At 64.9% G+C, this 14,802-nt stretch carries 13 protein-coding genes and 1 pseudogene; 8 read left to right on the forward strand and 6 right to left on the reverse strand.

The features are described from left to right. The first annotated feature begins 38 nt into the window (after positions 1-38). Positions 39-818 carry a phosphocholine cytidylyltransferase family protein gene (locus Atro_RS17425; protein ID WP_497924286.1) on the forward strand — a complete coding sequence of 260 codons (780 nt, stop codon included), beginning with the start codon at positions 39-41 and terminating at the stop codon, positions 816-818. On the opposite strand, the gene Atro_RS17430 is transcribed toward Atro_RS17425, so the two are convergent. Then, positions 809-1,639, reverse strand: coding sequence for a nucleotidyltransferase family protein (locus tag Atro_RS17430; protein WP_497924288.1), 831 nt, complete (start codon positions 1,637-1,639; stop codon positions 809-811). The two genes, Atro_RS17425 and Atro_RS17430, sit on opposite strands and share 10 nt — an antisense overlap. Continuing rightward, positions 1,623-2,777 (reverse strand): GNAT family N-acetyltransferase, encoded by a 1,155-nt coding sequence (locus Atro_RS17435; protein WP_497924290.1) that lies wholly within the window; start codon positions 2,775-2,777, stop codon positions 1,623-1,625. Before Atro_RS17435 ends, Atro_RS17430 begins: the two co-directional genes overlap by 17 nt. Positions 2,778-3,237: 460 nt before the next feature. On the opposite strand from Atro_RS17435, the gene Atro_RS17440 reads away from it, so the two are divergent. The 6 genes from Atro_RS17440 to Atro_RS17465 all read left to right on the forward strand — a co-directional run bounded on the left by Atro_RS17440 (position 3,238) and on the right by Atro_RS17465 (position 9,200). Beyond that, complete coding sequence (locus Atro_RS17440) at positions 3,238-4,260, forward strand: AMP-binding protein (protein WP_497924291.1); 1,023 nt, start codon at positions 3,238-3,240, stop codon at positions 4,258-4,260. Positions 4,261-4,268: 8 nt separating this feature from the next. After that, the gene (locus Atro_RS17445; RefSeq protein ID WP_497924293.1) at positions 4,269-4,940 is read left to right on the forward strand and encodes a hypothetical protein; all 672 of its coding nucleotides are present in this window, start codon (positions 4,269-4,271) and stop codon (positions 4,938-4,940) included. Positions 4,941-4,946: 6 nt separating this feature from the next. Then, complete coding sequence (locus tag Atro_RS17450; protein ID WP_497924294.1) at positions 4,947-5,858, forward strand: NAD-dependent epimerase/dehydratase family protein; 912 nt, start codon at positions 4,947-4,949, stop codon at positions 5,856-5,858. A 40-nt stretch (positions 5,859-5,898) separates the two neighbouring features. After that, complete coding sequence (locus tag Atro_RS17455) at positions 5,899-6,162, forward strand: acyl carrier protein (RefSeq protein ID WP_497924296.1); 264 nt, start codon at positions 5,899-5,901, stop codon at positions 6,160-6,162. Then, on the forward strand, positions 6,146-7,348 hold the full coding sequence (gene spt, locus Atro_RS17460) for a serine palmitoyltransferase (protein ID WP_497924298.1): 1,203 nt from the start codon (positions 6,146-6,148) through the stop codon (positions 7,346-7,348). The genes Atro_RS17455 and spt overlap by 17 nt, the downstream gene beginning before the upstream one ends. Before the next feature lie 97 nt (positions 7,349-7,445). Beyond that, positions 7,446-9,200, forward strand: a complete 1,755-nt coding sequence (locus Atro_RS17465; protein WP_497924300.1) for an ABC transporter ATP-binding protein — start codon at positions 7,446-7,448, stop codon at positions 9,198-9,200. A gap of 65 nt (positions 9,201-9,265) precedes the next feature. On the opposite strand, the gene Atro_RS17470 is transcribed toward Atro_RS17465, so the two are convergent. The 3 genes from Atro_RS17470 to Atro_RS17480 all read right to left on the reverse strand — a co-directional run bounded on the left by Atro_RS17470 (position 9,266) and on the right by Atro_RS17480 (position 11,419). After that, positions 9,266-10,222 carry a YsnF/AvaK domain-containing protein gene (locus Atro_RS17470; protein WP_497924302.1) on the reverse strand — a complete coding sequence of 319 codons (957 nt, stop codon included), beginning with the start codon at positions 10,220-10,222 and terminating at the stop codon, positions 9,266-9,268. A 61-nt stretch (positions 10,223-10,283) separates the two neighbouring features. Beyond that, positions 10,284-10,703: a YsnF/AvaK domain-containing protein gene (locus Atro_RS17475; RefSeq protein WP_497924303.1), complete on the reverse strand. Its 420-nt coding sequence runs from the start codon at positions 10,701-10,703 to the stop codon at positions 10,284-10,286. Positions 10,704-11,077: 374 nt separating this feature from the next. Then, complete coding sequence (locus Atro_RS17480) at positions 11,078-11,419, reverse strand: FKBP-type peptidyl-prolyl cis-trans isomerase (RefSeq protein ID WP_497924305.1); 342 nt, start codon at positions 11,417-11,419, stop codon at positions 11,078-11,080. Positions 11,420-11,696: 277 nt separating this feature from the next. Between Atro_RS17480 and Atro_RS17485 the strand changes: the two genes are divergently transcribed. Further along, entirely contained in the window at positions 11,697-13,781 is a 2,085-nt protein-coding gene (locus Atro_RS17485) for a helicase-related protein (RefSeq protein ID WP_497927700.1), read from the forward strand. Between the two features lie 37 nt (positions 13,782-13,818). Here Atro_RS17485 and Atro_RS17490 read toward each other — a convergent pair. Beyond that, a pseudogene (locus Atro_RS17490) lies at positions 13,819-14,504 on the reverse strand (spermine/spermidine synthase domain-containing protein). Positions 14,505-14,802 lie beyond the last annotated feature (298 nt).

The raw sequence follows: 14,802 nt of genomic DNA on the forward strand, positions 1-14,802 counted from the left end.
AGAATTAATCGAGTTTTTAAATAACAGCCGGAGATGGCATGAATCTTTGCGAGCGGAGCAAGCCCCGTCAGGCAATCATCCTGAGTGCAGGCCAAGGGCGTCGCCTTCTTCCCTTCACCGAAAGCAGCCCCAAGTGCCTGCTCGATATCAACGGACGAACCGTCATCGAGTGGCAGATCGATGCCCTGCTGACTGCTGGCATACGGCATATCACCGTGGTCGTGGGCTACGGCGCGGATCAGGTCGAGCGCGTGCTGGACAATCGTTATGGGGCGGGTGCCATCTCGACGCTGTTCAACCCCTTTTTCGAAGTGGCGGACAATCTGGCGAGTTGCTGGATGGCCCGGCAGGCCATGCAGAGCGAATTCCTGCTGTTGAACGGTGACACGCTGTTCGAGCTGGCGGTCCTGGAGCGGCTGCTGGAGGCGCAGCCGCAGCCCATCACCCTCGCCGTCGACAAGAAGGCCAGCTACGACAGCGACGACATGAAGGTCTGCCTGGAGGGTTCGCGGTTGACCCGGGTCGGCAAGACGCTGCCGCTGGCCCACATCGATGGCGAGTCCATCGGCATGATGTATTTCCAGTCGCAGGGCGCGGCGCTGTTCCGTCAGACTCTCGAGGAGAACATGCGCAAGCCCGAGGCCCTGCAGCGCTGGTACCTCAGTATCATCGACCAACTGGCGCAGAACACCGGCCAGGTGTTCGTGCAGTCGATCGAGGGGTTGAGCTGGGGCGAGCTGGACTTTCCGGCGGATCTGGAGTCCGTCAGAGCCAAGGCTCGCCACTGGGAGACGCCGCGGGCCGTGGTTCAGGGCTGAGCGGCTTTTTCCGCCGCTCGCTGGGCCAGGATCTTTTCGACCAGAGCGAGATCCGCCTTGGAGTCGACGTCGATGGCTGCTTCGGCAAAAGGCAGGACGACGGCTCCTATCTTCATGTCGAGCTGGCGCGACAAGCGCGCCAGCGCCTGCTCCAGGGTCAGTCGGCCAAGCAGGTAGCGCAGGGTGGCGGTCGGACCCAGGGCGCCGGCGATCACCCGCCAGGGGCGCTTGCGTTCCTCTTCGATTTTGCGCCAGAACGATGCCAGCCGACGGCCACGCTCCGTGGTGAAGGCGAACAGGTTGCAGCCGCAGTACGGGCCTCCCTGTAGTCGGATGGCGGTGCGCCGGGTGTCGGGGTAGCGTGCCTGCACGGTGTCCAGGCGGGCAACGCCGACGACGAAGTCGCAATCGCTCGAAAGCGCTCGTTCGAGAAAGTGGTCGACGATGGCCGGGCTCAGCAGGGCATGATCGGCGGTGGTCAGCAGTACCGGTTGCCGGAGGTCCTCGCCTTCCAAGGCGCGTGCGGCGCTGGCACTGGGCGAGTTGGCGTTCTCCCGCCAGCCCAGCGTTTCGTTGGCTAGTAGTTGCTCGAGTTCGCTATCCGGGCGCAGTAGCGCCCGCTCCGGGCCGACCAGGGTGATCCGGTCGATCAGCTGGCTCGTGCGCAGGCTCTGAATCACGCGGTGGACCATCGGCACGCCGCCGACCGGCGCCAGGGCCTTGCAGGCGACACCGGCGACGGTTGCCACGGCGTCGCCTGCATGCCGGTCGGCCGCCAGCACCAAGGCGGCGCAGCGCCCTGTTTCAGATTTGCTTTTCATAAACCCGGTACCTTTTGTAGGCATATGCCCCGATACGTTCGAGGATGTTCCGCATGCCGCGGTTGTTTTCCAGAATCCAAGACATTTCCAGCGCTTCGAGCCCGCGTCTGACGAAGGGTGGTTTGAGTGCCTCGATCAGGTACAGCGCCAGTGCGGATCCCAGACGGCTTTGCTGATGCGTTTTTCGCACCCCCATCAGCGGGACGCGCGCGGTGCGCAGGCCTCGGACCTTCAAGCTCCACAGCAGGCGGAGCCAGCCGAAGGGCAGCAGGTGCCCGTGCAGGGGGGCGATCGCTTCGTTGAGGTTGGGGAGCGCGACGATGAAGGCGCTGGGCTCGCCGTCGACCTCGGCGATGTACAGCAGGTCTTCCGGCACCAGCAGTTTGAGGTTGTTTCCCAGCGCCTCGAACTCTGCCTCGGTGAAGGGGACGAAGCCCCAGTTGTCGGCCCAGGCGTCGTTGAAGATGTCGCGCAGTACCTGAATTTCTTCCTTGAAGCGACGGCGATCCAGCGGTCGGATGTGCACGCGGCTGCGCCAGCGCTCCATCAGGCTGTCCAGTGGGGGAGGGAAGTGCAGCTCGTCCGTGCGCATCCAGTAGGCCAGCAGGTCCGCCGCCGGTCGGTAGCCCAGGGCTTCGACCCGGGCACCATAGTAGGGCAGGCCGTGACCCATCATGACCACGGGCGGCTGCTCGAAGCCCTCGACTAGCAGACCGCTTTCCTCGTTGATGTTCAAATCGAACGGGCCGGTTATCCGGTGTGCGCCTTGCTCGATCAGCCACTGCTCGGCGGTTGCCATCAAGGCCTCGAAGACGGCTGGATCGTCGACTGCAGCCAGCATGCCGAAGTGTCCCGTATCCTGGCCATGACGTTGGCGATGCAACTTGTCCACCTGTGCGCTGATGCGTCCTATGGGGGTGGTGCCTGACCAGGCGATCCAGGCCTGCCATTCGAGATGGGCGAAGACGGGATTCTTCGTCGACAGATGTTCGCGCCGCTCGAAGTGGAGAGGTTCTATCCAATAGGGATCGTTCCGGTGGAGTTGCCCCGGCAGGCGAATGAAGGTGTCGAGATCGGTTTTGTTCAGTACCGGCCTGATCGTGAGTGGTCTATTTCCTGTGGCGGGAAGCTGGCTCACGTCCGGGGCTCCCCGACCTGAGCGGCCAGTTCTGGCTGTTCACTCATATATTGAAAGGTTTTGCTTCGCTGCTTCGAGAGATCGTGCCGACAAGGGATATGGCGCAGTGATGCCGGAAGGCACATGGCTTTCTCGCTGTTCTTCGAGGGGTATTTATGAGATGTTTATGCAAGTCAAGCGAGCAAGGCTGGTCGAGCTCGGCTTGCAGGGTGCGCACAGCTTAACGCCAATCGGCACCAATCTCTCCCTCATCATCCCTTGTTTTAGGCTACTTGACGAGTAAAATGAACTACTCTGACCCGATCGTGGTCAACCACGCCCCTTGGTTTTTTGTAATTCAAGATGCTGCCGGCCTCGTTGCTCGGCCCGCTGCAGGTGAAATTTGCGGCGCTGAAGGCTGAAAACCAGGACAGGAATGATGGCTCAATCCCCTATGTGTGCGACTCCCACTCAAAATACAGTGCCGCAGCGCCTGGCAGATTTCTCGACTCTTGCAGAAGCCCTCGATTACGCAGCACTGGGGCAGACCGGCTTGAATTTCTACGATGGTCATTCCCGCCTGACGGCGGTCGTCCCCTATGCCTCCTTGAGGCAGGAGGCGTTGGCCATGGCTGGGCGTCTTCACGGGCTTGGCGTGCGGAGAGGTGACCGGGTTGCCCTGATCGCCGACAGCGAACCGGGATTCATGGAGGCCTTCTATGGCTGCCAATATGCCGGGTTCATCCCGGTGCCGCTGCCCATCCCGTCCGGCCTGGGCAGCCATGCCTCCTATGTCGAGAAGCTCGGCGCCCTGCTGAAGAGTTGCGAGCCGGCGGCCGTCCTGGCGCCTTCCGCGTGGCTTCCCTTCGCGCAGGAGGCGGCCGGGTCTTCCCCGTTGCTCTTCATCGGTTCGGCCGAGGAAATGAAGTCCCAGGCAGTGCCGTCCGTGGATCTGGAGCCCACTCGCCCCGATGAGGTGGCTTACCTCCAATATACCTCTGGCAGTACCCGTTTCCCCAGGGGCGTGGTCGTGACGCAGCGGGCGGCCATGGCCAATCTGCAGGGCATCACGCGCGATGGGCTGGGCGTCCGCCCGGATGACCGCTGTGTCTCCTGGCTGCCGTTCTATCACGACATGGGGCTGGTCGGCTTCGTACTGGGGCCGATGGCCTCGCAATTGTCGGTGGACTACCTGCGCACCCAGGATTTCGCGATGCGCCCCAGGCAATGGCTCAACCTGATCAGCCAGAACCGCGGCACCATCTCGTTCGCCCCTCCTTTCGGCTATGACATTTGTGCCCGTCGCGTCCGCGAGGGCGAGGCTGCCCGTTTCGACCTGTCCAGCTGGCGGATTGCCGGTAGTGGAGCGGAGCCGATTCGCGCGGAAGTGCTCGAGCGTTTCGCCGAGCAGTTCGTTCCGGCCGGCTTCGAGCGTCGGGCATTCCTACCCTGTTACGGTCTGGCGGAAAGCACCTTGGGGTCAGCTTCGGCCGCCGAGGCGTAGGCGTCCAGGTGGATCGTATCGATCGCCGGATACTGGAGGAGCAGTCGGCGGCCGTGCCCTTCAGCGGCGAGGAAAGCCAGGCCAGCACCTTCGTCAACTGTGGTGCGGTCCTTCCCGGGCACCAGTTGGAAATCCACGACGAGGCTGGACGGCCCTTGCCGGAGCGCCGGATCGGCCGGGTGATGCTGAAAGGCCCGAGCACGATGTCGGGGTATTTCCGCGACGAGGAGTCCACGCAGGCGGTTCAGGAGAACGGCTGGCTCGATAGCGGCGATCTCGGTTATCTGAACGGTGGCGAGCTGTTTATCACCGGTCGGCAAAAGGATCTTCTGATTGTGCGCGGTCGCAATATCTGGCCGCAGGACGTCGAATACCTGGTCGAATCCCAACCCGAAGTGCGGCCGGGCGACGTGATTGCCTTCCTCATCCCGGCAGTTCCCGATCCCCAGGTCGTGGTACAGGTCCAATGCCGGGTCAGCGACCCGGAAAAGCGCGAGCAACTGGTTCGCGCTCTGGCCGGACTGATCAACAGCGAATTCGGCTTCATCGCGCTCGTGGAACTGGTTCCGCCCCATTCCCTGCCGCGCACCTCGTCGGGGAAGCCTTCGCGGGCAGAAGCCCGCAAGCGTTTCCTGGCACAGACCCAATCCGAGTCTGAGTTGCCCTCGGTCTGCGGGTAGTGGGTCATGGCCCGGATTGTTGCCCTGACGGGGGCGACCGGTTTCATCGGTAGCGTCTTGCACCAGCGCCTGCGGCAGGCGGGCGTGTCGTTGCGTGTATTGCATCGTCGCCAAGGCGGCTGCGAGAACGGCACCGAGTGGATACACGGAACGCTCGAGGATCCCGACGCCCTGGCGAGGCTGGTCGCCGGCGCGGATACGGTCATCCATTGCGCCGGAGCGGTGCGAGGCGGTTCTGCCGAGCATTTCAAACGGATCAATATCGACGGTAGCCTGCGTCTGGTCGAGGCCGCGCGGAGCGCTGGCTGCTGCGAGCGTTTTCTGTTGATGTCTTCGCTGGCAGCGCGGCATCCGGATTTGTCCTGGTATGCCCACTCGAAGCTCGAGGCGGAGCGCCAAGTCAGGCAGGCGGCGGGGGACATCGCGGTGACGGTGTTCCGGCCAACGGCAGTGTACGGGCCGGGTGATCGGGAGTTGCGCCCCCTGTTCGAATGGTTGCTGCGCGGCTGGCTGTTCACCTTGGGGCAGAGCCATGCGCGGCTCACCTTTCTCCATGTCGAGGATCTGGCCAGCGCCGCGCTGCAGTGGCTGGACTCGCCAGTGGCGCCGGCCGCTACCTATGAACTAAATGACAATCAGCCGGATGGTTACGATTGGAGTAGCATTGCCGCCATCGCGGCAGACGTCCGTCGGGGGCCGGTACGCCGGGTTGCGATCCCGGCTTCCTTGCTGAAGGGCCTTGCCCAAGCCAATCTGTTCATTTCGCACCTGACTCGTCATGAACCCATGTTGACGCCGGCAAAGGTAGGGGAGTTGACGCATCCCGACTGGTCCTGCAGCAACGAGCCCATTCACCGAGCTTTGGGATGGGAGCCCCGAATAGTGCTGAGAAAGGCCTTGCAAGAGCGTTGGTTCTAGTCAGCCAAGACACATCTTCAGGAATTGAAAAGGACCAACCATGATTTCCCCAGAACAAATACTGGAACGAATCTTGATTTATCTGAGTTCTCTGGTGCCGCCCGGAACGTCGCTTCGGCCGGATATCGATCTGAAGCAGGAGCTGGGTCTTGATTCCATCAAGGTCATGGATCTGCTGATGAAGCTCGAAGACGAGTTCGATATTTCCATCCCCCTGAACGTATTGACGGACGTACATACGCCGACCGATCTGGCGCAGGCTGTCTTCTCGCTACGGGAGAGTGCCGATGGCCTTGTTCGATAGGTTCGCGAAGCTGGCACAGGATCGCGCAGCCCTGGTGCAAGACCACATCAATCCGTTTGGTACGCGCATCGACGAAATCTTCTCGCCCACCGAAGGGCGCATCGGCGAACACCGGGTAATCCTGGCCGGTACCAACAACTACCTGGGGCTGACCTTCGATCCCGCTTGCATCCACGCGGCACAGCAGGCCCTGGAGCAGCAGGGAACCGGAACCACCGGTTCGCGCATGGCCAATGGCAGCTACGGCAGCCATATGGCCCTGGAGACCGAGCTGGCCAAGTTCCTGGAGCGTCGCTCGGTAATCGTCTTCTCCACCGGCTACATGGCGAATTTGGGAGTCATCAGCGCCCTGGCCGGCCCGGACGACATCGTCCTGCTCGATGCGGACTGTCATGCCAGCATCTACGATGCCTGCAAGCTGGGCGGTGCCCAGATCATCCGCTTCCGCCACAACGATGCAGCCGACCTGGAGCGGCGCATGCGCCGGCTCGGCGAGCGCGCCCGCAACGCTCTGATCCTGGTGGAGGGCATCTACAGCATGCTGGGCGATCAGGCGCCCCTGCGGGAAATTGTCGAGGTCAAGCAGCGTCTGGGCGGTTATCTGCTGGTCGACGAGGCCCATTCCGTCGGCGTGCTGGGGCCGCAGGGCCGTGGCCTGGCCGAGGAACTGGGCATCGAGGCGGACGTGGATATCGTCACGGGCACCTTCAGCAAGAGCCTGGGGGCGATCGGCGGCTTCGCAGCCAGCAATCATCCGGAGATGGAGCTGCTGCGCTATGCGAGCCGCCCGTACATCTTCACGGCCTCGCCGTCGCCTTCCGCCATCGCCTCGGTGCGTGCCGCCGTGCAGGCCCTGCGGAGCCGACCGGAAATGCGCGAGCGCCTCTGGTCCAATGCACGCAGTCTGTATCAGGGACTGGCGGAGCTGGGATACCAGCTCGGCCCGCAGGCGAGCCCGATCGTTCCCGTCCTGCTGGACTCGCCCGAGGAGGGCATCGCCTTCTGGCAGAGCCTCATCGAACGGGGCGTGTACGTGAATCTGGTGCCCCCGCTGGCAACGCCCGGCGGCCAGGCGCTGGTGCGCTGCAGCGTCAGTGCCGCGCACACGCCCGAACAGATCGAGCGGATCGTTCAGGCGTTCGCCTCGTTGCGCGCCCTTGCCGGCAAGGCCGTGGCCCGCGCCTGACGGTCCCGGCCGGTCCGCCGACACTGAGCTGCTTCGGAGGATGCCGAATCATGCTGCCTAACCCTGGCTGGGATGCCCCTTTCGCCGAGCGATAGCCATGCGGATTCTTTTTGCCTTTGGTCGGGCCTACCCGGCACGCACCGCGATCATGCTGGTCAGTCTGCTTCTGGCCGGCGTCGCCGAAGGGGTCGGCCTGACCACCCTGCTGCCCCTGCTGTCGGTGGCGCTGGGCGATCAGACTCACTCGGAGTTCTCGCTCAAGGTCATCGCCATCCTGCACCAAGTCGGCCTCGAGCCGACCGTCGTGACCATGCTGGTCATCATGGTGCTGGGCATGTTCGCCAGCAGCGCGCTGGTCCTGCTGGGCAACCGTCAGGTCGGCTACGCCGTGGCGCATGTCGCCACGGACCTGCGCATCGCCCTGATCCGCGCCCTGCTCGGGAGCCGCTGGGAATACTACCTGCGCCAGCCGGCAGGGGCGCTGGCCAATGCCGTGGCTACCGAAGCCTACCGGGCCTCCACCGGCTATGAACATGCCGCCAACACCCTGGCGCTGTTCATCGAGGCCATGGTGTATGCACTGATCGCGTTTTGCGTTTCCTGGCAGGCAGCCCTCCTGTCCCTGGTATTGGGGGGCTTCCTGCTGCTGGCCTTGCAGCACCTGGTGAAGACCTCGCGCCGCGCCGGCAAGAGCCAGACCCGTCTGATGCGCGAGCTGCTGGCGCACCTGACCGACACCCTGAGTTCGGTCAAGCCGCTCAAGGCCATGGCGCGCGAGGACATCGCCGATTCGCTGCTCCGGCGCGAGGCCGACGAGCTCAACCGCGCCATGGAGCACGAGGTCATGAGCCGCGAGACCCTCCGGGCATTGCAGGGGCCGATGCTGACGATTCTCGCGGCCGGCGGGCTCTATGCGGGGCTGGTCGTGTGGAAGCTGCCGGTGTCGTCGCTGATGGTCCTGATCTTCCTGGTGGTGCGGATCCTGAGCCTGCTGCACAAGGCCCAGCAGCGCTACCACCGCGTGGTGGCCCAGGAAAGTGCCTACTGGGCGCTGCAGGAGGCGATCGATACCGCGCTGGCCGACGCCGAGCCCTGCGGCGGCAATCGGGTTCCCACCCTACAGGACGCCATCGTCTTCGAGCACGTGTCCTTCAGTTACGGCGAGCGGCCGATTCTCGATGCCGTCGACCTGACGATCCCCGTCGGCACCTTCACCAGCCTGGTCGGACCCTCGGGTGCCGGCAAGACCACGATCCTCGACCTGCTCTGCGCGCTGCTGGCTCCGAAGTCCGGAGGCATACGGGTCGACGGCGTCCCGCTGGAGGAGCTGGATCGGCAACGCTGGCGGCGGCTCATCGGCTATGTCCCCCAGGAAACCCTGCTGCTTCACGACAGCATTCTGGCCAACGTGACCCTGGGCGATCCGGCACTGACCGCCGAGGATGCGGAGCGGGCGCTCAAGCAGGCGGGGGCTTGGGAGTTCGTGGAGAAATCCCCGCAGGGCATACAGACGGTGGTGGGCGAGCGGGGCGGCAAGCTGTCCGGCGGCCAGCGCCAGCGTATCGTCATCGCCCGGGCACTGGCCCACCGGCCCCGGCTGCTGATTCTGGACGAGGCGACCAGCGCCCTGGATCCCGAGTCGGAAGAGGCGATCTGCCAGACGATGAAGGAACTGACCCCGGCGATCACCGTCATCGCCGTCTCGCACCGGCCGGCACTGATCAACGTCGCCGACCAGGTCTATCGCCTGCAGGATGGGAAGCTCTCACGTACCAAGGGCCTCCGGGAGACGGACCGGGCTGCAGTCGAACTGGCTCCTGTCCAGCCGGGCACCGGTACGCCCATGCTCTGACCGGCATGCGCCGGCAGAGGCTTCGGAAGGACCGCCGCCGGGCGGTCCTTCCGGTGCTGGAGGTTTTAGAGCCGGTCGCGGGGAGGAATGTCGGAGTCCTTCGGACGATCGCGGTCAGCGATAGTCCGGGCTTCGGTGGCGCTGTCCTTCTCGATGTCCACATCGGTACGCCGTACCGTGTCGCGCACGGTTTCCTCGCGTTGGGTGGTCTCCTTGCCGACCACCACCTCCTCGACGACCCGCGCCGTCTTGGAAACCACGGGCTCTTCGCTAGTTTCCTGGATCTCGATGGTGCCTTCACGGAAGGCCGACAGGTCTTCCGGTGAAGCCTCGCGGTCGACGGGATGGCGCTCGACCACCGCATGCTGCTCGGTCAGGCTCACCTGCTCCTCGACCGGACGCTCGGTCATCCGCGACACGATGCGGACGCGTCCCAGGGTATTTTCCCGCTTGCCGACCTTGAGCTGCTCCTCCACGACCGGAATGGCCGTGCGTTCGGCAGTGCCGCCGATGGGCGCCTCGTTCGCCAGGGAGCTGGACACGACCCCGACGCTCGGTGCGCTGACACGGGTTTCGTCGGCGCGCGCGGCGGTTTCGATCGCTCCCTGCTGTTCCGCCTGCTGCAAGCCCCATCCGGCGCTGCGCTCGTCGATGTCGATGGCGCCGTTGCGCTCCATCACTTCCTCGACCATGGATACCTGATCGTCGTCATCGACGGTGACGGTCACCACGGTGGAGCCGTGGCGTACCGCCTCCGGATAGGTATCGGCATAGCGATGGCTGGTGGCGTCGTCGTCGCTGAAGATCGAGTGGAAAAAGTTGCTGATCTTGTCCCCCAGCGATTCGTCCTCCCGGAGCGTATCGCGGCTGGTATCGGTACGCAGCGTGTCTTCGTCCAGACTGACGTCGTTCGAGGCAGCCAGTTGGATATCGGTTTGCGACACACCCCTGCCCATCAGCTCGCGTTTGACCTGCTCGGCTTCGTTGTAGTGGTCGAATGCGGCAATCAGAATGTGGTGCATGATCCACCTCTATTAATTCGGCAGCCGGGGCTGCATGGCGATGACGGTGTGCGGTTGACACCTACCGGGTATCGGAGGACGGGCCTTGCGCGGGGTCGCGCTCGACCGTCACCTGCTCGCGCCGCAGCGTGACGGGCACGCTGCAGGGTTCCTCGTGCGTGATCCGCCGGACATGCAGCTCCTCCTTCAGCACCAGTCGTTTCTCCACGACCAGCACCTCCTCGACCACGGGGATGACGGTGACGCCGCCTTCCTGGCGAACCTGCGGCGGATGGGCCGGATCGACCTCCGTCCCGCAGGGAACCCGCTCGACCTGCACCTCTTCGCGGCGCAGGGATTCCTCCAGGAGACAGTCTTCGGTTGCCACGGACTTGCTGATCCGCAGGCGCCCGGACTCGACCTGGCGCTTGTGCAGGACGGCCTGCTCGGCCACGACCGGAATCGTCTTGCTTTCCAGCTTCCCGGGTTCGTCTGCAGGCATCGTTTCCCATCCTTCGCTCGGCCGAGCGTTTCACGCCCTCCTGGAAACTAGAGTTCGCCCCGGCTTTGTTGGTTCAGGAAACTTTGCAGTCGATCCGACAGACTGTCGGATTGAAAAGGAGGAATTAAATAAACAGCGGAAAATTGCATGTTTGAAGTTGCTGCCGCAGGCCGGGCAAAGTTCCGTCAGACAGCGCCCCGCCTGCCTGCCTGCCGGCCACTCACCGAACAACTCGCCTGTTGTGCAAAGACGCATGGTCTTTTGCGCGATGAATGCTGCCCTGACACGGCGAAAGAGCAAAGGTGGGTAACGGGAAAGTTCCGGAATATCCATTTCCGGCACTTTCTCGGAAAGGAAAGTCTGCCGGGAGTTCTTCAATCGTCCCGCGTCAGCACTTCCAAGAGTTCGATCTCGAAGATCAGGTTCGAATTCGGCTTGATGTGCGCGCCGATCTGCCGCTCGCCATAGGCGAGGTGCGCCGGCACGAAGAGCCTGCGCCTGCCGCCGACCTTCATGCCCATCAGCCCCTGGTCCCAGCCCTTGATCACCCGCCCGGTGCCGATCACGCACTGGAAGGGCCTGCCCTTGTCGTAGGAGGAGTCGAACTGGGTGCCGTCCTCCAGAAAGCCGCTGTACTGGGTGGTGATCAGGGCGCCCTTGATCACAGCCTTGCCGTCGCCCGGCTGGATGTCCTCGATCTGCAATTCGTCGCTCATCGCTCGCTCCGTTCAGCCGGCAGCCCGTGGGGGCTGCCCGAGTGGGCAGCGTTTTCTCAGGAATCGCACGACCTGGCAAGCGTAGCGGAGGCAGTCAGCGCCTCGCATGCTGCTCGCCGGTCGCGCGGGCTATGCTGTCCCGACGTGAGGGGGGCGCCACAAGCAAACCAGAATGCGCGGCCCCGCCAGTTATTGCTCATGGATACCAGCCCCCGGACATGGCACGCTGTGGCCAGGCTTATAGCGGCCGTGCCCGGCCAGAAGCAGCGAGGTGAGCATGACAGGGCGCCAGCAATTGTTCGAAGACCTGGAGTCCGGCAGGGCGCAGCAGGCGCCGGTCGCGCTCACGGCGTTCGGCACGCCGATCGAGGTCGGCGCCGTGCCGCGCCAGGTGATCTACGCCATACCGGGCTTGCGCCAGGTCCACCGCGCCGATGTGTTCTGGAGCAAGCTGCAGGGCCGCCTGCAGAAGCGCCTCGACCTGCTCCTCGAACCCTTCCAGCTCTACTACGCCGAGCTGCCCGAGGACGAGCAGCAGGCCGCTCTGGGGCGGCTGGCGAAATATCCGAACTGGGTCGACTTCGCCCGCTGGTTCACCCGCCGGGTGAACCTGTTCCGCCATGGCGCGCATTACACGCTGACCCTGGAACTGCACGGCGAGCCGCTGCACCTGCCGGCCGAGCTGGAGTTCCCGGACAACCGGGTGCTCGGCGAGGCCGAGGTCGAGTCGCTGCGCGCCGCCCAGCGGGAGGCCTATCGGCGCAACCTGGAAACCCTGATCGAGCTCGCCGAGGACTTCGACCTCGACCAGGTGGAGAGGCCGGTGCTGATCCGGCTGCTGCGCCAGAGTCCGCGGCGCCTGCGCAAGCACTTCCTCGAGCTGAAGGAGCGGATGCGCACCGCCATGGTGCTAAGCGAACTGCGCCGCACCGATGCCCGCTTCAGCCAGTACCACGAGCTGTACCGGGCGCGGCGTCTGAAGCGCCGCTGGCAGGCCTACCTGGGGCCGACCAACAGTGGCAAGACGCACCGCGCCATGGAGCAGGTCGCCCAGGCGGGCAGCGCCCTGTATCTCTCGCCGCTGCGGCTGATGGCCCTGGAGAACCAGGAGCGCCTGGAGGAGCAGGGCATCCCCTGCACCCTGATCACCGGCGAGGAGCAGATCATCCGCGAGGGCGCCACGCACTACTGCTGCACCATGGAGGAATTCGGTCGCTTCCAGAACACCCGCTTCGACGTGGTCGTCATCGACGAGGTGCAACTGCTGGGCGATGCCCAGCGCGGCTGGGCCTGGACCGACGCGCTGGTCGGCGCCTACACCGAGCGGCTGATCATGACCGGGCCGGAGCTGGTGACACCGTCGCTGGAGCACCTGTGCCGGATCTGCAACGACGAACTGGCGATCGAGCGCACCCGGCGCCTCACGCCGCTGGCCGTCGATCCGCAGCCGCCGAGCCTGCAGCGCATCCCGGCCGGCTCGATCATCGTCGATTTCAGCCGCCGCGGCGTGCTGGAGCTCAAGGCCCTGCTGGAGCAGCGCGGGCGCAGCGCCGCGGTGATCTACGGCGCCCTGTCGCCGGTGGTCCGCCGCGAGCAGGCCCGGCGTTTCCGCGAGGGCGAAGTCGAGATCATGGTCGCCACGGATGCCATCGGCATGGGCCTCAACCTGCCGGCCCATCGGCTCTATTTCAGGACCGACGAGAAGTTCGACGGCACCACGGTGCGCACCCTGACCGGCCAGGAGATCAAGCAGATCGCCGGGCGGGCCGGGCGGTACGGCTTCTCCGAGAGCGGGCTGGCCGGCGGTTTCGAGCACACCGTGATCCACACCATCCGCCGCGGGCTGGACGAGCCCGATCCGCCGCTGGACCTCAAGAAGTTCGCCGTGCGCCCGAGCTACGGCCATCTGAAGACGCTGGCCGACGCCCTCGGCGAGCGCAGCCTGCTCAGGGTCTGGCTGACCTTCATCGAGTCGGTGAACTACGGCAAGCACTTCATGGCGGTGCTGCCGGAAGAGCTGATGAACTGGATCAGGCGGCTCGACGACCCGGCCATTGACCTGCGCCTGCGCTGGATCTTCGCCAGCGTGCCGATCCACGGCGGACCGGAAAGCCCGGCGCGGCTCAGCGCCCTGGCCTGGCTGCGCCAGGTCCATCAGGGCGGCAGCGTGCCGCTGCCGCACCTCGGGCGCCTGCAGGACCTGCGCAGCCTGGAGGAAACCCTGCACGAGCTCGAGGTGTACATCCATCTATGGCGTGCGTTGCCGGAGCACTTCATCGAAGAGGAAGCGGCCAGGGCGCGGCGGGAGGAACTCAACGAGCGCATCCTCGAGATCCTGAGCGTGACCCGCAGACGCCGCTAGGCGCTGCCGGCAAAGCGTCGGCGGTCCGCGGCAACCCTCAGGCGCGAAGCTTTTCCGCAATCCAGATGGTGTGCCGGGTGCCCTTGTTGCCGTGGGCGAAGACCTGAACCTCTTCCGCCCGGAAACCGGCCCTGGCAAGCCGTCCGGAAAAGGCCCGGTCGGCGCTGGCCGACCAGACGGCCAGCACGCCCCTGGGCCGCAGGGCCTGCGCGCAGACGCTCAGGCCGTCCGGCGAGTAGAGCCAGCCGTTCGCTTTCTGCGTCAGCCCCTCGGGCCCGTTGTCGACATCCAGCATGATCGCGTCATAACCCCCGGGTTCGCGCTTGAGGACCGCCGCGACGTCCTCGTTGAGCAGGGTGGTGCGCGGGTCGTTCAGCGGATGGCCGGCCTTCTCGCCCAGAGGGCCGCGGTTCCACTCGATCACGCCGGGCACCAGCTCCGCCACCTGCACCTCGGCATCGGCACCCAGCGCCTTGAGCGCCGCCGCCAGGGTGAAGCCCATCCCCAGCCCCCGACCAGCACGCGCGCCTGCGGGCGCGACGCGACCTTGCGGCAGGGGATCTGGCCAAGGGCGTCCTCCGACCCGTGCATGCGGGTATTCATCAGCTGATTGCCGCTGCCGCCCTGGATCTTGATGACGAAATCCTCGCCATATTCGTACAGGCACAGCGCACCGCCGTTTTTCGGGATGGGGGCCGTGTCGAGCAGGACGAAACGTTTCATGGGCATCTCTACGAGGAGGGCGGCAGTGAGCCGGAGACGGGGCGGTCAACGCTACCGCGGAGAGCTTCGCCAGGCTGCGGGGCGGAGGCGACCGGTGCGGCAGCTTGTCATGGACGGATGGTGGCCTCAAGGCGAAACCGGCTCGTCCCGGCCTGGAGCCGGCCTTGCGGGTTCAGGCCTTGCGCGTATGCCTGCGATGGGCGATGAGTCCGATCATTCGTTGATTGAATGGATGGACTGCGTAGGGGGCCTGCTCGGCGACCAAAAGCTGAGGAGATTTGATTATTTATGTAGGCAA

The sequence above is a fragment of the Azotobacter tropicalis genome (assembly GCF_059739045.1).